This window comes from Nostoc sp. UIC 10630 (assembly GCF_010747425.1).
Taxonomy (GTDB): domain Bacteria; phylum Cyanobacteriota; class Cyanobacteriia; order Cyanobacteriales; family Nostocaceae; genus Nostoc.
Genome location: NZ_JAAGOG010000003.1, coordinates 98,856 through 123,106 on the forward strand (window position 1 = coordinate 98,856; position 24,251 = coordinate 123,106).

At 42.1% G+C, this 24,251-nt stretch carries 24 protein-coding genes; 6 read left to right on the top strand and 18 right to left on the bottom strand.

Going from position 1 to position 24,251, the window contains the following annotated elements:
• Nucleotides 1-50: 50 nt before the first annotated feature.
• Both G1O98_RS01795 and G1O98_RS01800 read right to left on the bottom strand, forming a co-directional pair.
• Nucleotides 51-431 (bottom strand): DUF423 domain-containing protein, encoded by a 381-nt coding sequence (locus G1O98_RS01795; RefSeq protein WP_163926930.1) that lies wholly within the window; start codon nt 429-431, stop codon nt 51-53.
• Between the two features lie 94 nt (nt 432-525).
• A complete protein-coding gene (locus G1O98_RS01800; protein ID WP_114081027.1) occupies nt 526-1,014 on the bottom strand; it encodes a hypothetical protein in 489 nt (162 codons plus the stop codon).
• 198 nt (nt 1,015-1,212) lie between these two features.
• Here G1O98_RS01800 and G1O98_RS01805 point away from each other — a divergent pair, with 198 nt between their 5' ends.
• Nucleotides 1,213-1,869, top strand: coding sequence for a DUF1295 domain-containing protein (locus G1O98_RS01805; protein WP_163926898.1), 657 nt, complete (start codon nt 1,213-1,215; stop codon nt 1,867-1,869).
• A gap of 171 nt (nt 1,870-2,040) precedes the next feature.
• Here G1O98_RS01805 and bchM read toward each other — a convergent pair whose 3' ends face one another.
• Entirely contained in the window at nt 2,041-2,727 is a 687-nt protein-coding gene (gene bchM / locus G1O98_RS01810) for a magnesium protoporphyrin IX methyltransferase (protein WP_163926899.1), read from the bottom strand.
• Nucleotides 2,728-3,143: 416 nt separating this feature from the next.
• Here bchM and G1O98_RS01815 point away from each other — a divergent pair, with 416 nt between their 5' ends.
• Complete coding sequence (locus G1O98_RS01815) at nt 3,144-5,225, top strand: cation:proton antiporter (RefSeq protein ID WP_163926900.1); 2,082 nt, start codon at nt 3,144-3,146, stop codon at nt 5,223-5,225.
• Between the two features lie 57 nt (nt 5,226-5,282).
• Here the strand turns inward: G1O98_RS01815 and G1O98_RS01820 are convergent, their stop codons facing one another.
• Complete coding sequence (locus tag G1O98_RS01820) at nt 5,283-6,197, bottom strand: DUF4351 domain-containing protein (RefSeq protein ID WP_163926901.1); 915 nt, start codon at nt 6,195-6,197, stop codon at nt 5,283-5,285.
• Between the two features lie 421 nt (nt 6,198-6,618).
• On the opposite strand from G1O98_RS01820, the gene G1O98_RS01825 reads away from it, so the two are divergent.
• Nucleotides 6,619-9,645, top strand: a complete 3,027-nt coding sequence (locus tag G1O98_RS01825) for an SMC family ATPase (protein WP_163926902.1) — start codon at nt 6,619-6,621, stop codon at nt 9,643-9,645.
• A gap of 105 nt (nt 9,646-9,750) precedes the next feature.
• Here the strand turns inward: G1O98_RS01825 and G1O98_RS01830 are convergent, their stop codons facing one another.
• The 12 genes from G1O98_RS01830 to G1O98_RS01885 form a co-directional block, all read right to left on the bottom strand.
• On the bottom strand, nt 9,751-11,232 hold the full coding sequence (locus G1O98_RS01830; protein WP_163926903.1) for a peptidoglycan-binding protein: 1,482 nt from the start codon (nt 11,230-11,232) through the stop codon (nt 9,751-9,753).
• 194 nt (nt 11,233-11,426) lie between these two features.
• Nucleotides 11,427-11,975 carry an SH3 domain-containing protein gene (locus G1O98_RS01835; protein ID WP_163926904.1) on the bottom strand — a complete coding sequence of 183 codons (549 nt, stop codon included), beginning with the start codon at nt 11,973-11,975 and terminating at the stop codon, nt 11,427-11,429.
• A 120-nt stretch (nt 11,976-12,095) separates the two neighbouring features.
• Complete coding sequence (locus G1O98_RS01840; protein WP_163926905.1) at nt 12,096-13,607, bottom strand: AAA family ATPase; 1,512 nt, start codon at nt 13,605-13,607, stop codon at nt 12,096-12,098.
• A 240-nt stretch (nt 13,608-13,847) separates the two neighbouring features.
• Nucleotides 13,848-14,156 (bottom strand): hypothetical protein, encoded by a 309-nt coding sequence (locus tag G1O98_RS01845; protein ID WP_163926906.1) that lies wholly within the window; start codon nt 14,154-14,156, stop codon nt 13,848-13,850.
• A 259-nt stretch (nt 14,157-14,415) separates the two neighbouring features.
• A complete protein-coding gene (locus G1O98_RS01850) occupies nt 14,416-14,937 on the bottom strand; it encodes a DUF177 domain-containing protein (protein WP_163926907.1) in 522 nt (173 codons plus the stop codon).
• Between the two features lie 162 nt (nt 14,938-15,099).
• Nucleotides 15,100-15,627 carry a R3H domain-containing nucleic acid-binding protein gene (locus tag G1O98_RS01855; RefSeq protein WP_114081017.1) on the bottom strand — a complete coding sequence of 176 codons (528 nt, stop codon included), beginning with the start codon at nt 15,625-15,627 and terminating at the stop codon, nt 15,100-15,102.
• Entirely contained in the window at nt 15,624-16,775 is a 1,152-nt protein-coding gene (yidC, locus tag G1O98_RS01860) for a membrane protein insertase YidC (protein ID WP_163926908.1), read from the bottom strand. The genes G1O98_RS01855 and yidC overlap by 4 nt, the downstream gene beginning before the upstream one ends.
• Before the next feature lie 206 nt (nt 16,776-16,981).
• Nucleotides 16,982-17,374, bottom strand: a complete 393-nt coding sequence (locus G1O98_RS01865) for a PH domain-containing protein (RefSeq protein ID WP_163926909.1) — start codon at nt 17,372-17,374, stop codon at nt 16,982-16,984.
• On the bottom strand, nt 17,361-17,783 hold the full coding sequence (gene rnpA / locus G1O98_RS01870; protein WP_163926910.1) for a ribonuclease P protein component: 423 nt from the start codon (nt 17,781-17,783) through the stop codon (nt 17,361-17,363). Before rnpA ends, G1O98_RS01865 begins: the two co-directional genes overlap by 14 nt.
• A 26-nt stretch (nt 17,784-17,809) precedes the next feature.
• Entirely contained in the window at nt 17,810-17,944 is a 135-nt protein-coding gene (gene rpmH, locus G1O98_RS01875; RefSeq protein WP_012408291.1) for a 50S ribosomal protein L34, read from the bottom strand.
• A 104-nt stretch (nt 17,945-18,048) separates the two neighbouring features.
• On the bottom strand, nt 18,049-18,561 hold the full coding sequence (locus G1O98_RS01880; RefSeq protein ID WP_163926911.1) for a DUF2808 domain-containing protein: 513 nt from the start codon (nt 18,559-18,561) through the stop codon (nt 18,049-18,051).
• Between the two features lie 228 nt (nt 18,562-18,789).
• On the bottom strand, nt 18,790-18,966 hold the full coding sequence (locus tag G1O98_RS01885) for a hypothetical protein (protein ID WP_163926912.1): 177 nt from the start codon (nt 18,964-18,966) through the stop codon (nt 18,790-18,792).
• 361 nt (nt 18,967-19,327) lie between these two features.
• On the opposite strand from G1O98_RS01885, the gene G1O98_RS01890 reads away from it, so the two are divergent.
• From G1O98_RS01890 to G1O98_RS01900, 3 genes are read left to right on the top strand one after another with little or no spacing between them, the layout of a single operon-like run.
• Nucleotides 19,328-20,494 (top strand): Re/Si-specific NAD(P)(+) transhydrogenase subunit alpha, encoded by a 1,167-nt coding sequence (locus G1O98_RS01890; RefSeq protein WP_163926913.1) that lies wholly within the window; start codon nt 19,328-19,330, stop codon nt 20,492-20,494.
• A gap of 31 nt (nt 20,495-20,525) precedes the next feature.
• Nucleotides 20,526-20,819 carry an NAD(P) transhydrogenase subunit alpha gene (locus tag G1O98_RS01895; RefSeq protein ID WP_012408294.1) on the top strand — a complete coding sequence of 98 codons (294 nt, stop codon included), beginning with the start codon at nt 20,526-20,528 and terminating at the stop codon, nt 20,817-20,819.
• On the top strand, nt 20,816-22,222 hold the full coding sequence (locus G1O98_RS01900; RefSeq protein ID WP_163926914.1) for an NAD(P)(+) transhydrogenase (Re/Si-specific) subunit beta: 1,407 nt from the start codon (nt 20,816-20,818) through the stop codon (nt 22,220-22,222). The genes G1O98_RS01895 and G1O98_RS01900 overlap by 4 nt, the downstream gene beginning before the upstream one ends.
• A 123-nt stretch (nt 22,223-22,345) precedes the next feature.
• Here the strand turns inward: G1O98_RS01900 and G1O98_RS01905 are convergent, their stop codons facing one another.
• Nucleotides 22,346-23,020, bottom strand: coding sequence for a hypothetical protein (locus G1O98_RS01905; RefSeq protein WP_163926915.1), 675 nt, complete (start codon nt 23,018-23,020; stop codon nt 22,346-22,348).
• Nucleotides 23,017-24,162, bottom strand: a complete 1,146-nt coding sequence (locus G1O98_RS01910) for a hypothetical protein (protein ID WP_163926916.1) — start codon at nt 24,160-24,162, stop codon at nt 23,017-23,019. Before G1O98_RS01910 ends, G1O98_RS01905 begins: the two co-directional genes overlap by 4 nt.
• Nucleotides 24,163-24,251: the final 89 nt, after the last annotated feature.

Consider the following 24,251-nt stretch of genomic DNA (forward strand, 5'->3'; position numbering starts at 1 on the left):
TCGGATAATTTATTTTTTGGTATTCCCTTAACTATTAATTTCTAACTTTTTTACAACTTAAAATTCCAAGCAGCAAAAGCTAAGGTACCCCAACCAGCGAGAAAGGCTGCCCCGCCTAGTGGTGCGATCGCTCCCAAGGACTTAATACCAGTTAAGCTAATGGCATACAAGCTACCTGAGAAAATAGCAATGCCAGCGAGAAACAGCCATCCACTAGCGATGAGAGTGGGTTGAGGGGACTCAGTGCGACTAATTAGTATTGCTACTAGAAAAAGTGCCAGAGCATGATACATTTGGTAACAAGCGCCAGTTTCAAAAATTTCTAGCGATCGCTCACTAATTTTTTCCCGCAAGGCATGGGAAGCAAAAGCACCAGCAGCAACTGACAAACCGCCTAAAATGGCAGCTATGCTCAAAAAAATCTGCGTCATTAGACCTAGCCGTAAGTTGGTAAAATAGTCATTGGTCATTAGTCATTGGTAAATAACAAAGGACAAATAACAAAGGACTATTGACAAATGACAATTAGACATCAAAATGATATGATACTGCCCCTTCTTCGTTCACCTTAAAGTTTGCATTGAATTCTTTAGCTTTTTCGTCTAAATACTGCCTAGCATGGGCTGCGGGTAGTTGTGACTTCATTGCGAAGCCTAAAACAGTTACACGCCCATGATTTTCTTGTAGCATCCCATAAAAAATCGATTGCAGGCGATCGCTAACTTGTTGATTAAGGGCCTTTTTTTCTTGCCGACTTTGACGATATAATCCCAATGCTAACCATGTGCCCAATGTTAGGCTGGGAACACCAAAAATTAGACGTTCTACCGCAGTATTATCAATTACAGGGGTATCTGTTGGTGCTACGAACTCAATCGAGCCATCCCAGGATAAGGGTAGGGTGATTGATTTTTCCATAGTCGTTTTATTAAATACCTCTGCTGCTGATAGCATTACAAACATAAATCCAAATGTCAGTAGCCAACCGGCAGCCAATTTTTCAGCAGTTTTCATAGTTCCACTTCAAATTTGAACTTTGCTAGCGATTTTAACCTGACTTTCGTAAAGGTTCCAATATTTGAACCTCACACAACTCAAAATCGCGTGATTCTTGCTTCAACGATCTTCGCTTAAATTGCTCGCTTGTCTTACAAACTCTCTACAGATGTATTTAGCATAATAAGTAATGAAGAGCTTTTATTTCAATAACTTATGCAGAACACTGTCAACGCTGAAAACCCTGGAATAACCGTATTAAAAGCCATTAATTTGGCAAAAGTCATTACAATTATTTCTTTGATTGGTTTTGCTATCGTTTTCGGTATCCAAGACTGGCGACAGGTTATTTATATGTGTCTACATATTAGCTACTGTCTGTGGTGGTTGCTGGAACAATGGTTGTTTCCAGAACGACAAAAGATATTCAATGAGCCATCTGGGGTAGTAACTCTCATTTTTACAGTATTAATTGTAGGATTTTTTTATGTCTTACCTGGATACTTAGCATTTATCAATCCTGTTCCCTTATCAATGGCAACAGCGGCTATTGCACTTTTACTCTACATTTTTGGTAGTCTGATCAATGCCACTGCTGATGTCCAAAAGCTCACCGCTAAACAGTTTCAAGCTGGACTAGTACGTGATAATATTTGGCGTTTTTCTCGCAATATCAATTATTTTGCAGATTTGCTGCGGTACTTAAGTTTTAGCGTTGTAGCTGGCTCCTTTTGGGCTTATTTAGTGCCGGGATACATTTTTATCTTCTATCTTTGGCGTATATCTCAAAAAGAACAGGCAATGTCTGTCAAGTATCCAGAGTATGCAGAGTATCAACAATCTAGTTCTCGTTTGATTCCATTTATTTGGTAAGATACAGGATAAATTTTGCCTTTATTACTTAAATATGGCTATGCGATCGCTATAATAACTGTTTATGCTTCCAATCAGAGCGATCGCTATACTAGAATACTTACCAGTGTTAAGCCTTCAGATTTTTAAATCGCAGCAAAGGTATAATTTGATCTTGCTGCGATCCTAAACTTAGTTGCGTGTAGCTTCAAGTAGGCGAGAAAAATAGAAGCGAGTCTTCGTCATCGCCTTTCTTTGCAATGAAAAGCCATTACTTTCCAAGATTCTCACCACATCAGCTTCACGATGCAAATATGCCCGAGTCGCTTTACTTGGCCCAGGAAAGAAACTGCCAATTTTCTTGAGTATAGTCAGGGCACAGGTCTTTGGCGCAAAACTGAGAATTATCCGTGACTGTGCTAAAGAACAGAGATGAGATATCATCTCATCGGCTTTTTCTTGGGGATAGTGAATGAGAACATCCAAGCAAATAACGGTATGGTAACTACCGCTCAACGATTCCAAGTCCTGCACAGCAAAAGTGGGATTTTCCTCATTTCCCAAGGTAAGCTTTGCTCTATCCTTGCCTTCTTCTACCATTTTTTCAGAGATATCGGTGGCATAGACTTTGGCACCATCTACCGCTAAAGGGATGCTGAGACTACCGACACCACACCCAGCATCGCAGATTGATAGCTCTGGTAAATTGTTATCAGCCTTTAACCAGCCGATAACTGTATCTACGGTTTGCTGGTGTCCATTGCGAATGTCTAATTGAACTTTGTTGACTTCGCCATCGCCGTAGATTCGCTTCCAACGGTCAAACCCTGTGGAATTGAAATACTCACGAACAATCGTTTTATCGTCGGCTGCGTTCATAAACTCTGATTTTTAGGGGTTCCCAATGCTTAAAATTATCATTGATAGGAACTCATAAGTACGGTCTTCCAGATTTTTCTAGATATGGCGCACAGAAGTAGGGACACAAATATGTGCGCCTCTAGTCATTTTAACGAGAACTGCTATTTTTAAGTAAATATCAGCGTTTTATGACTTTTTGGTACTATTTACTAGTATTTAAACATTTAATCTTTTTTTTACTATAAATTCCATTATTATTTAAACCTGTAGATGTAAACAACCCCTTCTTTAGGTAGAGTCGTGATTGCGATCGCAACATTTATGCTGTTAACGATTTAGCTTTTTGTAACCAATAAAACTGAATCATAGACAAGTTTTAAGTAAATTTTCTTAGAGCTATTGTATGTTTTCTATTTAATCTTAATTATTTAGACATGGCACTGAACTCGTTAACAGACAGTCCTATCGTTGCATTTACGATTCTCCTAACAGTAATCTTTACTGTACCCCCTATATTTGAGCGACTAAGACTACCTGGATTAGTGGGGTTGTTAGTCGCAGGTATATTATTAGGACAAAATGGACTAAAGTTATTAAACCCTGAGTCTGAAACTATCAATCTGCTCTCGGAGATCGGCAAACTTTATTTGATGTTCGTGGCAGGTTTAGAAATTGACTTAGAGCAGTTTCGTAAAACTAGAAATCGCTCAATTGGGTTTGGCATTTTAACATTTTTAGTTCCACTTCTTGCTGGCATTGCTACAGGAAGATTATTCAATTTTGGTTGGAATGCCTCCTTCCTCATTGGTTCTTTACTGGCTTCTCATACTCTCTTAGCATATCCAATTGTAAGTCGTCTGGGAGTGGTCACGAATGAAGCTGTAACCGTCACGATTGGTGCCACAATTTTTACTGACACAGGTGCTTTGCTAGTATTAGCGATTTGTGTTGGAATTCATGGAGGGCAATTCTCCGCCATGAGTTTAGCGATTTTATTGGGTGGATTAGCAATTTACACTGCTGTTGTCCTGTTTGGCTTTGACTGGGCAGGAAAAGAGTTTTTTCGCCGCTCTGGGGATGAACAAAGTAACCAGTTTTTGTTTATATTACTAGCATTATTTTTGGCATCTGTCGGAGCGCAGGTAATTGGAGTTGAAAAAATTGTTGGTGCGTTTTTAGCAGGTTTAGCTGTCAACGACGTTCTGGGGCGTAGCCCAGTCAAAGAAAAAATCGAGTTTATTGGTAGTGTTTTATTTATCCCTTGTTTCTTCGTGGACATGGGATTATTGATCAATATCCCTGCATTTATCAAAACCCTCAGTTCAATTTGGCTGACTCTGGTAATTGTAATAGCTTTGATTGGCAGCAAATTTATAGCAGCATTCTTAGCCAAATTGTTGTATCGCTACAACACGGCGGAATTGCTAACGATGTGGTCATTGTCACTACCACAGGTAGCAGCCACACTAGCAGCAACGTTGGTTGCTTATCAAACTGTAAATCCTGCTGGTGAACGCTTAATCAGTGAAGCTGTCTTAAACAGTGTGATTGTCCTCATGCTGGTGACTGCTATTTTAGGCCCAGTGATCACATCACGATTTGCTCCTTCCCTACAGCTTTCTCAGACAGATTTTGAAACAGATAGTTTGACAACTTGGTGGCAAAATAATGAAGATGAGCAAGTAGAAAAAAATCAGTATCCATTTACTGTAGTAGTGCCAATATACAACCCTCAAACCCAGCGCTATCTAATAGAAATGGCAGCACTACTGGCTAGTCATGAATCTGGAAAAATTGTGCCATTGGCTATTACTAGAGCGCATATTCAGATGGATGATCCGCAATTAGTAACAGCACTCGACCAAAGTCGAGAAAGATTGAATTTAGCTAAAGAAATTAGTCAAGAATTTGAGGTAGAAGTATCGCCAGCAATTCGGATTGATGATGATGCAGCGTTGGGAATTAGCCGTGCCAGTCGAGAACAAAATGCTAGCTTAGTAGTCATGGGCTGGTCGCGGACAACAGGTTTGCGTGCCCGCTTATTTGGTAGTGTAATTGATAGCGTTTTCTGGTCTTCTCACTGTCCAGTAGCAGTAACACGCCTTTTGAGCAGTCCTAAAACAATCCAAAGAATTCTTGTACCAGTTGGAGACTTAACACGCCAAACCATCGGTGCTTTACGGTTAGCCCAAATTTTGGCTGATGTTAATCAGGCTGAAGTTGTGCTGTTACATGTATGCGATCGCAAAACACCTCAGACTCGAGTAGAAAACTTTGTATCTCAATTGTCTGATATTACCTCTAAAAGCCAATTAGAGGTGAATACAAATATCCAAACAATCAGGGGTGATGATGTTGCTAGAGTGATAATTCGGGAGGCTCAGGCGTTTGATTTAGCGGTGTTGCGTTCCGTTCGTTATCGCACAGCCGGCGGATTAGCCGTCAGCGAAGTGACAACGCAGTTAATTCGAGAATTGAAATGCTCAATTGTATTGTTGGGAGAACCTCACTCGTGATGTGGGGAGTAGTGTGGGCTACTTTTCATAAATCAATGAAAGGTGCGATCGCATGCACTAAACTGTTTGATGAGCTTGTAGCCAATTAAGCAAATCAGCGATCGCACTAAAATCTAACAAAGCCTCACCTAGTGCTTCCAACTGTTCTAGAGAAAGACTTTGAATTCGTTCCCGAACTTCGTCGGGTAACTCTCCTACCCGTTTTTGTAGCTGTCGTAAGACAAGTGCTTGCTCACCTTCCTGTTTTCCTTCTTCCTTTCCTCGCTCGTAGCCAATGCGCTCGCCTGTAGTAATGTAACTCATGGTACGCTCCTGCTCGAATAACTTAAATTCTTGCCAAAATTCTGCTTCTAACGCTTTTGGTAAAATCATAACCCAATCGATAAAACGATAGAGGTTGCGAATATCCCTTTCTTGCAGCCCTTGTTCTTTACTAGTTTGCTGGGTTGTCAAATGTGCCATTACCACCGTTGCAAACGGATTATCGCTATTCTCTAACTCTGTCCATTGTTGTTGATAATCCAGCAGTTTGATAGTTCCAAATCTAAAATTCAGACCACAATCGGGATAATTGTAACTGTATTGATTTGGTCTCCAAGTAGGGTCAGCATCACACAAAATTGCTAGGCTAATGGCTGGTTGAGCAAATTTGTCAAAAATTCGCAGGTTGTAAGAAAACATCCTTTGAGCAAAGGCATCTTCCGATTTGGCCTGAACTTCGACATGAATCAACAGCCAAATTTCTTCTCCTTGAATTTGCCAGACTTTGACTAACTTATCTGCATATCTTCTACCAAGTTCAGCGTCCCGTGCTATTTGTTGAAATTCCTTATCGAGAAACTCATGGGGACGTTCCCAATTAATTAATGCTGCTGTTTGGGGGAAGAAAAACTGCATTGCTTGGGGAAAGTAGGCTTCTAAGATTTCTTTCCACGGCGAATCATTATCGGCTCTTTCTCGTTCCTCGATCATCAGTTGATTGGTAAATTCATGTTCTTAATAGTAAGGTGTGAGCAGCCAATATTTTCAGGCAGGTTAGAAGTTCGGCTTTGGCATACATTCCCTTTAGCTTGTAAATCAGTCAAAAGAGACTTGATGCTTAAAATTGTTTTTGGTGCGATCGCTCATAGTCTTTCGAAAATTCGCCACAGTTCTTATAATTTTTTCACCGCAGACGACAGAAAGAAATAACGATCGCTCTCCACGGAAGTTTCATTTTTCTCCGAAAATAGCAAAAATTTTTCATCCAACAAGAGAAATTTGCTCATCTTATTATTAATTTTTGTAAAATTGATGTCTTCAAGACTAGAAACCTGATATCTAGATAGCTAAACTAACAAACAGTGCATCTGTACTGTTAACTATTAAAAGTAGATGTGGCGCTATAGCGTGAATGATCCCAGTACAACTTATCCTCAAAAACTTTCTTAGTTACCGTGATGCAACTTTAGATTTTCGTGGTTTGCATACGGCTTGTATTTCGGGTTCCAATGGTGCGGGTAAATCTTCGCTTCTGGAAGCAATCACTTGGGCAATTTGGGGTGAAAGCCGCGCCACTGCTGAAGATGATGTTATCTATTCTGGGGCGAAAGAAGTTCGGGTTGATTTTACTTTTCAAAGCAACCAGCAAAAATATCGCGTGATTCGTACCCGAATTCGGGGAGGTACTAGCGTCCTCGAATTTCAAATAGAAATACCATCTGGGTTTCGCTCACTCACTTGTAAAGGGGTAAGAGCAACACAGGATTTGATTTTAGAACACATCAAGCTCGATTACGATACATTTATTAATTCTGCTTACTTACGTCAAGGCCGTGCAGATGAGTTCATGCTCAAACGCCCGACGGAACGCAAAGAAATTTTAGCGGAGTTGTTGAAGCTCAATCAGTACGATGATTTGGAAGAACGGGCAAAGGAATCTTCTCGTCAGTTCAAAGCCAGGGCAGTAGAGTTAGAGCGTTCTTTGGAGTCGATAAAAGTTCAGTTGCAACAACGCGAGACAACTCAAGCGCAAAGAGTAGAGTTAGAAGCCGAACTCAACCAACTGCAACAGGTGCAAGCTTTTGATAATATTCAATTGCAAAGTTTGCAAGTTGTCCAGCATCAGCGCCAAAATTGGGAACAACAACTTAGTTTTGTAAAGCAGCAATACCAAAATCTTACCCAAGATTGCGATCGCCTCCAACAAGAACAATCAGCTATTGGCTCTCAGTTATCAGATTTAGAAAAAATATTACACCAAGAAGCTGAGATTAAAGCTGGATACGCCCAATATCAAAGTCTCCAATCTCAAGAAGAAGCCTTTGCTGCCAAATTTGAAGAATACACCCGCGCTGGGCAGACTCGCCAACAAAAGCAACAACAGCTTACCAAACAAATTCACGAAATCGAACGGCAACTGCAACAAGCCCAAGCGCAGTTAGAAGCTTTGCACCAACAAGAGCGAGATATTCAGCAAACTCTAACTAAATCAGGTGAAGTAGAAGCTGCTTTGTCACAATTAGCCGCAGCCCGTCACCATGTTGCTCGTCTGGATCAACTGCAAATGCAAGTGACTCCGTTGTTGCAACAACGAGCAACTTTACAAAGCCAACTCGATCGCACTCATGCTGGTTTAGTAGCGCGACTCGAACAACTCCAAAGTACTGAGAACCAATTGCAACGCCAGCAGCATCGCCAACCGCAACTGCAACAAGCGGTGATGGATGTGGCAATCCAGATTGAGGAACTGGAGAAAAAGCGGGTTTATCTGCAACGAGTGCAGGAAAAAGGGCATGAAAGGCGACACTTTATCGAACGTCTGCAAGCTCATCAACGGGACTATGAAAAGCTATTGGGAGAATTAGAGCAGAAATTGCAAATGCTGCAAAATCCTGAAGCACTTTGTCCATTATGCGAACGTCCACTGGATGAACATCACTGGAGCCGAGTGGTGGAAAAAACCCAGGCTGAGTTAGAGGATACCCAAGGGCAGTTTTGGGTAGTCCGGGAACAAATGGCTGTGTCTGACAGAGAAATTCAGGTACTTAGGCAGGAATATCGAGAAATTTCTCAACAATTGGCGAGTTACGATGGTTTACGTGAGCAGCGAGGGCAGTTGGCAGCCCAGTTAGAAGCCACAACTGATGTGCAACAACAGTTACAACAAATTGCTGCCGAAAAACAGCATTTAGAGCGATCGCTCCAAGCTGGTGATTATGCTCCCGATAAGCAAGCCGAACTCCGGCAGTTAGACCAATATCTGCAACAAGCTAATTATAATGAACAAGATCACGCCCTCGCCCGGAGTGAAGTTGAGCGGTGGCGATGGGCAGAAATTAAACAAGGGCAGATTAAAGATGCTACTAAGCGACAAGCGCAACTATTAGCCCGAAAACCAGAATTACAATCCCAAATTGCTCAATTACAAGTCAGAATCCAGCAGGATCAGACTGATTCTGAATGTGCTAAACAAATTGCGGCTCTTGAACGTCACATTACTGAAATTGGCTACAGTTCCGAGCAGCACAATAGTTTACGTGTGGCTGTTCGCCAAGCTCAATCCTGGCATTTGCAGTATCAACAACTGCTATCAGCCCAGCAGCAGTATCCCCAACTCCAGACGAGATTGCAAGAGTTAGAGGAATCCAGAAGCGCCAGAGTAACGGAGCGGCAAAAACTTGGCGGACAAATCGAAAGCATTATCCAGCAACTACAAGCAACAGCTAACCCATCTGCCCAAATTCAAGCTTTAGAGCAGCAGTTAGCAATCCGCAGACGGCAACTTGATGAGCAAATAGCCAAGTTGGGGCGTTTGGAACAGCTGGCGCTTCAACTGGAAACGCTGCAAATTCAGTATGAACAACAGCAGCAGCAATTACAATCTTGCAAGCAGGAATATCGTGTTTATCAAGAATTAGCGCAAGCATTTGGTAAAAATGGCATCCAAGCACTGATGATTGAGAATGTGTTACCACAACTAGAAGCCGAGACAAATCAATTGCTTTCGCGGTTGAGTGGTAATCAGTTTCATGTACAATTTATTACTCAAAAAGCTGGACGCAGTGCTAAATCAACCAAGAAAAATGCCAAGCTGATAGACACCCTAGATATTTTAATCGCCGATTCTAGAGGAACGCGATCTTATGAAACTTACTCTGGTGGAGAAGCCTTTAGAATTAACTTTGCCATCCGTTTAGCCCTGGCAAAATTATTAGCGCAACGGGCGGGGGCGGCGTTGCAATTGTTGATTGTGGATGAGGGTTTTGGTACACAGGATGCCGAAGGATGCGATCGCTTGATTGCAGCGATTAATGCGATCGCCTCCGATTTTGCCTGCATCCTCACTGTCACCCACATGCCCCACCTCAAAGAAGCTTTCCAAGCCAGGATTGAGGTGAATAAAACTCAAGAAGGTTCGCAGTTGAGTTTGTCAATTTAACAGGAAGAATTCAGGAGTCAGGAGCCAGAATTCAGTTGGGTATTCTGTTTGACTGGCGGATAAATGGGCCGAATTCCCGCCTAATTCTGAATTCTTTATTCTTCTTCAATTGAATTTTACCCGTGCATCCAGACCATAGGAGCGAAGCATTTTGGTTAGGGTTTCGGCTTGTGCGCGATCGCTAAATGCTCCAGCATTCACATAATCCCCTAGATGGGATTGCTCTGTCACCGCATTGGGTATATATTGTTGCACCTTACTCAGAGTATCGTTATTCGAAATTGGCACTATTACTCTGTAAGGATTACTAGCAACTAATGTGTTGCCATTAGTCCCTGGTACAGCATAGGCATTGGCAGGAGGTAATACATAGCGATTATTTTCAGGTGTAGCATAGCCAGTATTAACAGGTACTAGATAGCGAGTTTCAGGTAATACAGAGCCATTTGCATCAGTATAATTGCCCCCAGTTGAGCTATCCAACCCTAATGCTTGCCAAGTTTGCCAATCTACATTTCCGGTAGCATTAATTCGAGAATATTGCTGGAATGAAATTACAGATGCTCTAGTGTAATCACTGAAGAATCCATCAGGATTGGTATTAGAAAAACCCAACTGCGATAAACGCTCCTGAACTAATGCGACATTATCTCCGCGATCGCCTAGAGTCAGATAATCTCTGCTCGGTTGTTGAGTAATAGATCCACCAGTTGAGACTCTACGCACTGCATCTAAAACTTGAGCATTGGCAATGCCATCAACCGGAAGACGATAATTTCGCTGGAATTTGATCACAGCATCTCTAGTCATTGGGCCAATCTTCCCAGTAGGACTAGTATTAAAATAACCTAGCTGCTGCAAGCGCCCTTGTAGTTCTCTCACTTGTTGAGTAGAAAGACTCGACGATCTAGACGATCTAGCTTGGGTTGGAGAGGAACCTAGTAGTGCATTCCAAGTTTGTCGATTCACAATCCCGTTCGCAGCTATGCGATAATTTCGCTGGAATTTGATCACAGCATCTCTAGTCATTGGGCCAAATTTTCCAGTGGCATTAGCATTCAAGTAGCCTAACTGCCGCAGACGCTGTTGTAGCCTTGTTACGGCTGCACCAGTTTTGCCTTGAGAGAGAACAGGATATTGGCCACTTGACCGCGATGCACTACTAGTATTCCTACCTGTAGTTCTACTTTGGCATGCTCTTTGTAATGCTTGTTGCGTATTAATACCTACAACCCCATCAGCAGGTATTCTGTTCGCTTGCTGAAATTTAATGACAGCGTTTTGAGTCAGACTAGCAAACTTACCACTCACTGGGCCGTTAAAGTAGCCTAACTTTTTTAAACACCTCTGGCTACTGGTAACTTCTGGCCCATTACTTCCGATTTTTTGGAGTGCGAAAGCTTGCCCTGCGATACTCAGAAGCCCCGTAATTATTGCCGCAGACAAAAGACGCATCGCTGCACCGCTAGATAACTTTTTCCAATTCAAAAATTTGAAATTAGCTACGGTAGGAACAACCTTGACGCTTTCGGATGCCTCATAGACTGAGGCAAGCTTGGTTAAATAGCTATCTACCCCTGTTTTCACTTGCTTTTTTTCAAGTTATGACCATACAAGATTATACTGCTTTCTCTGTGTCATGTTTGTTATTTGTATGATTCTTTACAAGTAATTTTTCAGAAGAAACAGGAGGTAGGGGAACTGCTCTGAACAAGGGAGAAACAAGGGAGAAAAATTAAAAGAGCCATCACGGTTTCAGAGCAACAAAATTTATAGAATTTTTATTGCTCTGGTTTTTGTGTATCTTCTGGTTTTTCAGGCTTTTGTTCATCAACTTTTTCAGTATTACCTGCTTTCACCCAACCTTCTTGTTCGCTATCTTCCAAACGGATCTTTTGCCAACCTTTATCCTCGCTTTCTTCCAAAATAATAATTTTTTGATTAAAAGCAACCCCACCAATTTTTTCAGCCTCTAGATTTGGTTGCGATCGCAAACTCAAGCCTTCAGCCCAACTAACACGCCCTCGATAAGCTCCCGATGGCAATGCTTTTGGTGATGGGGTAGCCTTTGGTGATGCTGTGGGAGTAGGGCTTGAGCTTGGAGACGATTTAGTAGATGTCCCAGGTGTCAGGCTGGGTTTAGCTCCTCCAGGCTCAGTTCCTTTTGGAGCTTGGGCTTTCACCGAGGGGCTATCGTTGGAATAAACAGGTTTGGCAGGGGGTATGCCGGTGCGATTCATAAAATAGAGTGCAATTGCAGCGCCGCCACCTATTAGGACAGCGATCGCTAAGAAAATCCCAAGTATAAATTTTGTTAAGCCAGACAACATAGTTAAAACCCGATCGCCAGTAGTAAATAGTCAATAGTCAATAGTAATTCATGATTAACTGTTGACTATTGACTCAGCAATTATTAACTAATCAATTATTGTAGCTACTGCCAAATGCGTTTACGTAGTGCGCCGGAGGCGTTCGCTTAAAGGATTGTGTTTCGATGCTAAACGCGCTCTCCCAGCCGCCGCCCATTCTTGGAGTTGCTGAATTTGCTCTACAGCAGTTCGCGCCAAGGGGATAATTTGACTGGCGGCTTCTAAAATATCGTCAGTAGCAAAGTCGCGGTTTTGGCTAAATCCAATATGCATAGCTTCAATTAAAGTTTGCTCAATCTCTGCCCCAGAAAAATCAGGCGTTTCATAAGCTAACCTTTCGATGTCATAACTTTTCAAGTTATGGGGGCGCAATCGGGATAAATGAACATCATAAATTGCTTTTCTCTCTTCTTGGGTGGGCAATCCCACAAAGAAAATTTCATCAAATCGCCCTTTACGCAGCATTTCCGGCGGTAGGGCTTGGATGTCGTTGGCAGTGGCGACGACAAAAACAGGTGAGCTTTTTTCGGCTAGCCAGTTAATAAAAGTACCAAACACACGGCTGGCTGTTCCTGCATCACCTTTGCTACCAACTCCAGCAAAGGCTTTATCTATTTCATCAATCCACAAAATACAGGGCGCGAGAGCTTCAGCTACTTGGATCATTTGGCGAGTTCGAGATTCTGATTCACCCACCAAACCACCAAATAACCTTCCCACATCCAGACGTAGTAAGGGTAAATGCCAGTGGTGAGCGATCGCTTTTGCCGTCAACGATTTACCAGTTCCCTGAATACCCACCAACATTAAACCACGGGGGTGCGGTAATCCGTACTGTCGGGCCTTATCAGTAAATGATCCTCCCCGACGGATCAGCCAGTCTTTGAGGTTGTCGAGTCCGCCTATATCAGAAATTTGCTCAGTGGCGGGGTAGAAGTCCAGGATTTGGGTTTGGCGGATAGTTTGACGCTTTTCTTCCAAAACCAGATCCACATCTTCTGGTTGCAATTCGCCGTGGGTAGCGATCGCTTTTGCTAAAACCCGACGAATCCGTTCCATCGAAAGCCCTTGACAAGAACGCACCAAGTCATCTAAAACTTGGCCTGAAAGGGAGTTACCAGTACTTTGTAGTAAGCGTTCCACCTCAGTTTTAATTTCTGCGGCGGCGGGTAAGGGAAACTCCACGACTGTCAGCACTTCTGTTAAATCGTCAGGGATGGCGACGCGCGGCGACAGTAGAACAATATTTTTTGGTTGCGACTTGAGGAGTCGGGCGAGGTTGCGGAGTTTACGAGCGATCGCTACATCATCTAAAAAGCGATGATAATCTCGGAGAATCAATACCGCAGGTGCGGAAGCTGGTAATTTTTCGATAAATTCTAAAGCTTGCAACGGGTTACGTCGCCCAAACCCCACATCATTGGGGTTTCCCTGGTAGCCATCGACAAAATCCCAGGTATACACTGGGCGATTACCCTGGTTAGTTGCTTCTTCCCGGATAGCTGCTTCTACCCGCTCCTCCTCATAAGTGGGAATATAAATTAAAGGGTAGCGGGCGCGTAGCAGCAGTTTAAACTCTTCACGGAAGTTCATATTTTGCTGTTGTGATTAGTTCTTCTTTCATTGTTCAGCTTTGTATCGCTTATAACAACTAAAAACTAATAACAAGAATTCTAGGCTACTATCCACAAGTTTACAGAGTTGTCGGTGCTATCACTCTGTTTTGATAGCATGATCTAAATTATTAGGTGGTTGATACAATTTAATTGTGGCACTTCTGTATTTGTCCTTGCCAAAAACTTTTCTCAAATTGGATTGAACTTGAAATTTTTCTCAATAGTCTGGCTTTACAAGAGTGAAATTTGGAATTCGCTTTAAAATTTTTTCTGGCGATAAATTAAAAGAAAGAGCCTGAGCTTGATCGGGAATGCTCACTCTAGAAATGTGTATTCCTTGTAAACAAAACGGGCACCATATTACCATGTAGCCTATCTTTGTTTGCAAATCACCAACATATTGAAAATCAACTCCTAGCTGATAACAATTTGGACAAGCTAATGCGGGTGAATTGGGCAAGAAATTATTAATATCACTGACTAAATACATCCATTTTAGAAAAAGACTCTTTCTTTTTTGACTCATGGTTGCAGCGCAAGTTGATATAAATTAAGCTTACATAAACTAATTTAGATACTTTTTTAATAGTGTGGCAAGACTAAGATGATGAATTAAAAATTTTGGGAAAATCCAGTTTAAAATATAATTTAATTTTTCTCTTAACACCATTTTTGTCTTGCAGCGCCATTAGGAGCGTTAGGTACTATAGACACATATTTTTTGTACAAAATAGTTAATTGTGCCGTAACGCACCAAATGGCACTTTAAAAAAGTTAAATTCCAGCTACGATCCCGGAAGTTGCTTTTTCAAAGCTTCCAGAGAAGCCCAACGGTTATCAACTGGAGTTTCAGGACTATCAGAACTATCAACAGTATTACTTACAGGAATACCTGGACAATTGCGATCGCATAATTGTCGCTGAGGTACTGCCAAACACATCTGCTCATACAGCCATTCGTTGGGATAAAAATGACCATCGGGTGGCAGGGTTTCAAGCAACTCTTCCATAATCACTTCCCTTTCTAGGGGCAAGTCATTTACTTGATTTGCAGCTTCGTCTAACCAGATGATTTCTTTGGTATCAAGCCCTAAGCGGCGATTGTATTGCTGCAAGCAGCGATTGCAGGTACAAGTAATAATTGTTTCTGCCTGAGCAGATACTTCTAGGTAAGTACCATGATGCTGCACGCGCACATGACCGCGAACTGGTGTCAATGTTTCCAGACCAGGCAGAAATTCTTTAACCTGAACTTCCTCTGTCCGCTCCGGGGCTTTAGTTAGCTGCGGAATATAAATTGCGTCCATAGGATTTGTGAGACATCCTCACGAAAATTAATGGTGATTACCAGCAATAATACTGATACTACATTTTTATTTTAGCTTTTAGGAACAAGAGAAATTTTGAAATTATATTGAGCTTTCAATTAACTCTTAACTCCTGTAGAAACGCGATTAATCGCGTTTCTACTAACCCCTAACTTCTTCCAACGAAGCTGGTCGCACAACCAAATGACGATGCGGTTCTTTACCGCGACTGAAGGTTTCCAAATCTCCAAATTCCTTCAAGAAGGTATGGATTTGTCGCCTTTCAGCAGAACTGAGAGATTTGATTTCTACTTCTCTACCAGAAAAGCGCACTTCATCGGCTGCTGCTTCTGCTAGTGCGCGAATTTCGGCTTCTCTTTTGACCCGGTAGCCATTCAACTCAATAGTGTAAGAGGCTTGTTCTTCTGGGGGTTGGCTCAGGTTTAAAACCGAATTTGCTAGATACTGAATCGCATCTAGCACAGAACCATCAGTACCAATTAATATCTGGATTTGTTCTGTCGTCAAATTAGTTTGATCGATTGTCAACCAGTAATTATCTGGTTCTGGGGAATCGCTGTCTTGAGATTGGGGAGTTTCTAAATGACCCTGAATCTCAGCAGGTACTCCAGTGAGTTCCAGCAGGGTTTTTAACCACTGCTGACCTCGCTGCATCGAAATATTGCTCATGATCCCCCTGTTGCCTTTTTCTTAGAACTTTTTGGTTCAAATGGCAATGCTTTTTGTTCGATGACTGTTGCTTCTTTCTCCTGAGTCTCTACAATTTTTTGCAGTTCTTCTGGTAGAGGTTCGCGGGAGAGAAGATAAGTTTGTGCAGTTTGGAAAATGTTACCAATCACCATATACATCAGCACCCCGGCTGGTAGGGGAAAGAACAAAAACATCCCAGAAAATATGACTGGAGTAATTTTGTTAACTGTATCTTGCTGCGGATTGCCACCACTGGAATTTTGCCCAGAAAGCATTTGGCTAACATAAAGGCTGATTCCAAAGAAGACGATCATAGCTACAATATCCCAGTGGATTGTGCCATCTGCATCTTGTGCGCCAACTCTGCCTAAAGCATCAATGAATAGAAAGCCTTTTTCTGCTGCTAGTCCGGGAATTGTTCCTTGAATGCTAACTTCTCCTGGCTGCAAGGCTTCTACATTGCCATCAGCATCAATTTTTATGCGATCTTCGCCTTTGGTTACTTTCCAATCAGGAGTTAGCTTATTTTCTGGGTGTTCTGCTAAAAGTACCTGAAATGGTTTGCCTTCAACAGTCTGATATTGGATCTTAGTTTGTTCTCCCACCGCTAGTTTGTTACCACTGGGAAGGATTGCAGCTACTTTGACATGTTCCCCATCTGCAATATAAATATTTTGAGGAGCAGTCGCAAAGGCTTGCGGTTGAATTTGCTCGATTTGTTCTGCGGGAACGATTTGCAGGTTAACGCTGTAGTTTGCACTTGCAAAAGGTGAACCCCGCAAAGTGGCAAACAGCGCTAATAAGACCGGCATTTGCACTAATAACGGAAAACAGCCTGCCAAGGGATTGCCAAATTCTTTTTGGACATTGACCATTTCCTCCTGCTGCTTTTGCGGTTCATCCTTATAGCGCTCTTTAATTTCTGCCATCCGCTTCTGCATCAGAGGTTGTACAATTCGCATCTTCCGCATGTTGCGAATTGAGCCAGCACTCAGGGGATAGAGCGCGAAGCGGACTATCAATGTCAAAGCAACGATCGCCAATCCGTAGCTAGGCACAATACCATAGAAGAAATCTATGATTGGCAGCATCACGTTGTTCGAGAGAAAGCCGATACCAAAATCCATTATTCTGAATTCAACCTGAGGTACTGTAAACTAACTGAATCTAATTTATCTAAATCATAAATTATGTGCGACTACCCTTAGCTACGGATAGCCGCACATGCCAAAAGTAGGGAAGTAGGGAGTGGTATGTATTTTTTGGTAAGTGCGAAGTTCTGAATTTTGTATTTTATCTGAGCAAATTCGGCATTCCCTATTCCCTACTCCCATCACTTATTAGCAGCTACCGTATATTCGGGATTTTTCGCAGCAATTCTTTCATTAATGTAGTCATAGACTTCCCGAAATTTGGGAATTGCACGCAATTCGAGACGACTGCCGTTTTTTAGGGTTAGTACCATATCTCCCCACAAGCCAATGCCACGGGGGATTGTGACAACTTTGACAATTTCTGAGTAAATTATGTCAGTGCGATCGCGCCCCTGCCAACCTCCGCTTACTGTAACTCGGCGATCGGTGATGCGGAAACGCAGCCACAATGCTCTGACAATTGCCCCAACTGTCAATGGTATCCCGACAATGGTTAGTCCAATCAACAGGTTGACAATTAAATCCCCAATATGGGGGCCACCTTCATAATAAACATCTTCACGAATTCCCATCGAACACCTCAGCTTGTGCCAACAACTGCTCTAATTCTTGCAGAAATTGTGGGCTTACGCACTTAGATTCTGCTGCTGTGGGTTTGACAATGAACACTAACCGCCATCCTGGTGATAATTTGGGTAGCAAACTATATAAAGCAGAAGTAATTTGCCGTTTGATTCGGTTGCGAACCACTGCCCTTTTGCTGACTTTTGTGCTTATAGAAATGCCAATGCGTATGCTGGAAATATGCAGTGAGTCAATTGGTTGTGTAGTCTGAGTGGCAGTGTCCAAAGAAGGTTTTCTTGAAGACGACGGCTTTAAGGCTCTCAATGTTAAATAAGAGCCATTACGCCGAATTCCTTCCCGGAAAACTGCCTGAAAATCCTTGCGGGATTTTAGCCGATTTGCTTTAGGCAAAGCCACAGATACTCTTTTAGCTTAAATATGCCCTAAACGCTCAAACGGTGACGGCCCTTTTTTCTCCTAGCTCTAATCACGTTTCTACCATCTGGTGTCCGCATTCTGGCACGAAAACCAGAGGTTCTTTTTCTCTTACGGCTAGTACCGCCTAGTGTTCTTTTCATACTGTTCTCCTCTTAGGTGATTTTTATAAAAACTCACAATCTCTAATTGTATCACTTTTTTAGTGAATTGGGAATTGAGCATTGGTTACACCCAATCAACACTCTTAATTGATGCTCAAAATCCATGTTCCCATGTAGCGCAATAGTGGCACATCACCAGGGGAAAGCACTTGGCAATTAAAGTAGTAAACACCGCCAAAAGATGGATTTTTCACGTTAGATAAGACTACCTCAACTGCGCTACCTGCTGGTACAGGCTCTTGGGGAAAAATATTAATCAGCTTACCTTCTTTGTCCCACTTCACCTCAGAAAGCGGAACTGCTTTGCCTTTGACTCGGACTTCAATTTTGTTCTGGTCAAAAGTTCCTTTGTAATAATTAGGGTAGGTAATGGCAAATTGACCAACAGCCAATTTCATTCTTTGGGCTGGAATCCTTAATATATATCGATCCCAACCATTGGCTTGTCCACCAAAATCTAATCGGAAGGGCAGTTGATTTTCGGCTTTAACGCCGCTAAACAGCGTAAATCCAGGTAAACTTTGTGCCCAAGTCAGGGTTGGAAATCCAGTCACCAAACAGCTAGTCACGGCTAAAGCGGAAAGTAAACGTCGCATAATTGAGCTTCCTCTACCAAAAAATAAATCTGTTATCTAAAATAACCGTGTGTTAGTATTCGTTACTAAAGTTTACTACTCACTTCCTGACAATTGACGTTCAGTAACAACAAAAAGTGCCATCCTCTCTGATGTTTAGACGGCAGTAAAACTACTTAGTAATAAATATTGCATGCAATTAATTTACTTTATTACCCTTATAGAGTACTGTTTTTATGACTAGGTTGGTCAAATTTTGAACTCAATAGAAACACCGTTGGGATTGGATTGTGTTTCTAAATATGTATAAGTGTTTCTAAATTTGAGAATTTTGTTATAAAAATTGAGGCGTGCCATCAGCGATCGCCAGTTAAGTTGGGCTAAATTGATTAAAATAGGTTGGATTGGAATCAAAGTCGTAATCATTAAAATTTGATTTGGAAATTATAAAGCCTTCAAAATTGGGTCAATATTACTCTATAAGACAGAAATACCAAAATTTCTCAATCCCGAAAATAAGCTGAAGATAAAGATGCAAAATTTGGGAATCAATTTAGGATGTGCAATACGTAACCCTGTTTGCAACTATCTGAAAATATGACATCTGCGAACGGCAAAGTCAGGCATTGCCTGGACAGCTAAGAGTGGGAGAGGAAAGTTTCAAGGTTCAATCTACAAGTAAAAGTCATAGCTGATGTTCCTGCCTAAGTACTATGAATACGGGATATCCCTCATCTAGACAATCACTTACTTGGCAGAGATTAGGTATTTATCTTCAGGAGATTTCATGAGAATAGCAGTTGCTAAAGAAATTGAAGTTTGTGAACGTCGTGTGGCATTAATTCCTGACACCGTTGCTCGATTGGTAAAGCAAGGTTTGGAAGTCTGGGTAGAAAAGGGTGCAGGAGAGCGATCTTTTTTCAGCGATACTGACTATGAAGCCGCAGGAGCCACAATAATTGGCGATACTGCCAAATTATGGGGCGAAACAGATATTCTTTTGAAAGTCAGCCCACCACAAGAACGAGAAGATGGACGTTCAGAAGTTGATTTGTTAAAGGAAGGGGCTGTATTAGTCAGTTTCCTCAATCCTTTAGGAAATCCTGTTGTAGCACAGCAACTAGCAAATCGGAAAATTACAGCCTTGAGTATGGAAATGATTCCCCGTACTACCAGGGCGCAAAGTATGGATGCTTTGTCCTCGCAAGCTTCATTAGCAGGTTACAAGGCAGTATTAATTGCGGCAGCTGCATTACCGAAATACTTCCCAATGTTAACCACAGCCGCAGGTACGATCGCTCCAGCGAAAGTATTTATTATGGGCGCTGGTGTAGCGGGATTGCAAGCGATCGCTACTGCCAGACGTTTGGGAGCAGTGGTAGAAGCCTTTGATATTCGTCCCGCCGTTAAAGAAGAAGTGCAAAGCTTAGGGGCAAAATTCGTTGAAGTCAAATTAGACGAAGAAACCGTCGCCGCAGGTGGTTACGCCAAGGAAATTTCTGAGGCTAGTAAACAACGCACTCAAGAAGTTGTCGCCGAACATATTAAGAATTCTGATGTGGTGATTACTACCGCCCAAGTGCCTGGAAGACAAGCACCACGGCTCGTCACAGAAGAAATGGTGGCACAAATGAAACCAGGTTCAGTAATTGTGGATTTGGCTGCTGAACAGGGTGGTAACTGTGCCTGTACCGAACCAGGTAAAGATATTGTGTGGAACGGTGTGACAATTATCGGCCCCATCAATCTCCCATCATCGATGCCAATTCACGCCAGCCAATTGTATGCCAAGAACGTTACATCGTTGATGCAATTGCTAATTAAAGACAAAGCTTTGCAGGTGGATTTTAGCGACGACATCGTTGATGCAGCTTGTGTTACCCACGCTGGTGAAATTCGCAATCAACGAGTGCGCGATGCATTACAAGCTTTGAGCGGCGTTGGAGCAGGTTAATAGCCAAATTACCATAAGGAGTTTTTCAAGCATGACAGAGGCATTACTTGCTGCTTTGTTTGTATTTGTATTGGCATCTTTTATCGGCTTTGAAGTCATCAACAAAATCCCCCCGACTTTACACACGCCCTTAATGTCAGGCTCAAACGCGATTTCTGGGATTGCTGTACTGGGAGCAATAGTTGCTGCTGGTGCGAGAGATACGAGTGTGTCAGTAATTCTCGGTTTGATTGCTGTGGTATTAGCAACAATCAACGTTGTGGGTGGTTTTTTAGTGACAGATAGAATGTTGCAAATGTTCAAGAAGAAGGAGATTAAGGCGTGAGCGACTTTTTACCAACTGGCATTCAGCTGACGTACTTAGTCGCTGCATCGTTATTTATTCTGGGCTTGAAAAAGCTGGGATCGCCCGCTACCGCGAGAAACGGTAATATTGTAGCGGCTGTGGGGATGTTGCTGGCAATTGTGGCGACAATGCTGGATCAGCATGTGTTGAACTACGAGATGATATTGTTGGGCTTGGCGATTGGATCGGGAATTGGTGCGATCGTTGCCTACAAAGTCCAAATGACCGAAATGCCCCAAATGGTGGGTTTACTCAACGGTTTGGGCGGTGCGGCTTCGGCATTAGTAGCTGTTGCCGAATTCTGGCGGTTATTAGATAGTTCTCAGCCGATACCCCTAGATGTCAACATTTCCATGCTATTGGACGTGTTAATCGGTGGTGTTACCTTCACAGGTAGTTTTCTAGCCTTTGCTAAATTGCAAGGTTTAATTAGCGGTTCTCCGATTACATTTCCATTCCAGCAACCATTTAACCTCTTGCTTCTGGGTGCTTATCTGGTAGGTAGTGCCTATTTAATCATCACACCAGATAGCTTACCCATATTCTTGGGAGTGGTTGGTGTTTCTTTAGTGTTGGGCGTGATGTTCGTCATCCCCATTGGTGGCGGCGATATGCCAGTAGTAATCTCGCTGTTGAACTCCTTGTCAGGTGTGGCGGCGGCGGCGGCTGGATTCGTGGTGATGAACAATATGTTAATCATCGCTGGTGCTTTGGTAGGAGCATCTGGCTTAATCCTCACCGAGATTATGTGTAAGGCGATGAACCGCTCCTTATTTAGTGTGCTGTTTAGCGCTTTTGGTACAGGTTCTAGTTCGGGTGGTGCTGCTGCTAGTGGTGGTGCAACCGATCAAACTGTCCGCAGTATCGATCCTGAAGAAGGGGCAATGATGTTGGGTTATGCCCGTTCTGTGGTAATTGTACCTGGTTATGGTATGGCGGTTGCCCAAGCGCAACATAGCGTCCGGGAATTGTCAGATCAGTTAGAAAAAATGGGCGTTGATGTCAAGTATGCCATTCACCCCGTTGCTGGAAGAATGCCGGGGCACATGAATGTGTTGCTGGCGGAGGCAAATGTGCCTTATACCCAGTTGTACGACATGGATGATATTAATCCCCAGTTTGAACAAGCAGATGTGGCTTTAATAATTGGGGCAAATGATGTGGTAAATCCGGCGGCGCGGAGTGATACAAATAGCCCGATTTATGGTATGCCGATTTTGGAAGTAGATCGGGCGAAGCAGACGATTGTAATTAAGCGTGGGATGAGTACGGGTTTTGCCGGTGTAGATAATGAGTTGTTCTACAAGGATAAAACTACGATGCTTTTTGGTAGCGCTAAGGATATGGTGGCGAAGTTAGTTTCGGAAGTGAAGCAACTTTAAGAGAAACGAACCGCGAAGGGCACAAAGGGTGCGAAGTAAAGAATTAGAGAGTTTGCTTGCCTTGGGGGTGTGATGCTTCTAAGGCAATTTTTTTAATGAATGGAGCTAGTTTTCTGGAATTTACTATCTGGATCTATCTAACCAGATCCGGAGTTCATCACACCATTTTTGTACCGGATTAGTTCGGGGTTCTGAAGTACAAACCTTATTATCACTCTCAATAGTTTGACTATTAGAAGTAAATAGTGATAGTTGTGATTTTATCTGTGCTTGATTAGCACCTACGATATATGGCTTTAGAGTTTGGTAATTCAAACAGTAATCTGAACTATTTTCTGGCAAAGTAAAAGGTTCTGAGGGAATAGCAGGGCTAGGAGTAATGTAGTCCCAAAATTCACGGTAATGCTCTACAAGTTGTTTATGAATTTCTTCAAGATTTCTCTCCGTGACTATAATATCTTCAGTCACTACAATATCTGGCATTTTTTCTTTCAAAACAATACCCTCTATTAAACGTATTTCTCTTCCAAATGAATCTTTTAAAACTCCATTTCCTGCAATACCTGTATCTTGCACAGTTGCTTCAATAACCCGAAAAACTAGAGTAATATTCCCAAGTTTAGGATGATCAATTTTACGATATAGGGCAGAACCTTTTTGAGTCAAATCCCCTCCTGCTGCCTTAGCAAGTACACTAGATGTACCAGATTGACACATGAAGTTAGGAGCTACAACTGTCCTGTAGTCAAGGTATTGATTACGGCTTACCAAGAACCCCCAAGCCTGAATACTTTTCATAGCAAAATAATATCCGATTCTGGAAAAGTATGATCGAGTTTATTTCTGATAGATAAGAAGCAATTTATTACATGCTTAAGCGCAGTTTCTTCATCGGACACTGCCTTAAGCGATGCTGCTTGTTCACGACGAAGTTCATCAGTTTTTTTGGCTGCTGCCTCTTGTTTCTTCTGTGCTGGTTCTTCAGCATACTCAATCATTTTTTTTAAAATGTCTTCGGCAAATTGATACTTTTTAGGCAAAAGTTGCTGTATATTCTGTATAATTTTTAGTCCCCCACCAAAAACTTGACCTAATTTATCCCAAAAACTCAGGTCTGCTTTTTCTTCAATTGGTTTACTAAGTTCTTCTTCCTTCTTTCTCATAAGTTCCTCTAACTGGCTTTGTATCATATCTGGCAAAACACAAGCCAAAGGTACTTCTACATGAAATGGTTGCGGTAACTCCCCAGTTTTTGCCATACTGCCATCTGGTTGCAATTTAGCAAAACCCATACCTACTGCACTTACTGGAATTAAGCGCACTGGTGTACCCGCTTTGTTACGCACTTTTACGAGATTTCTAAATTCTTCAATTTGTAGCAAGCGATCGCGTATTTGATCTAATGTAAAGTTTCCTTGTATAATATCCCACTTACTAATAACAAAGTGAATTGGTTTGTTACTATTCTGCATTACATGAAGCATATTAGGTAAATCGTTTATAGCCCAAAGTTTTCCTAGCTTTTCATTACGCATTAATGCAGAAAGTCTTTGACCGTCTAACAATCCCAGCATAGTATCAGCTTCTTTAAGCTTGCTCTCAAATGCAGGGTCTTCTTCTTCCATTTCATCTGTTAGCCTACCACCAGCATAATCCAAATAAGCAAATTTACAAGCTGAGTAAATCGGCAGGTTTTCTGTTTGAACACGACAAGTGAAAGTCCATTCTGATATTTCGCTATATGTTGTCCCTTTGGGCCATTTCTCATCAACAGCAATTTGTGTATAGATATTATTCAGTCGCTTTCTTTTTTCTGCTCCATCAATTTCTAAAAAGAAGCCATGCTCTCCCTGCGTGGATAGCTTCTTATACATACTCGCCAAAAAAACGGTCTTGCCAGATCCAGATGGGCCTAGCATAATTACTGTGTAAGTATTCAAGACTATCTCCAGTTAGATCAGTGCTTTTTATTGATTGACAAAATAATCTCGAAGCTTTACTTAGTAGCTAAATAAAGCTATTATTGTCA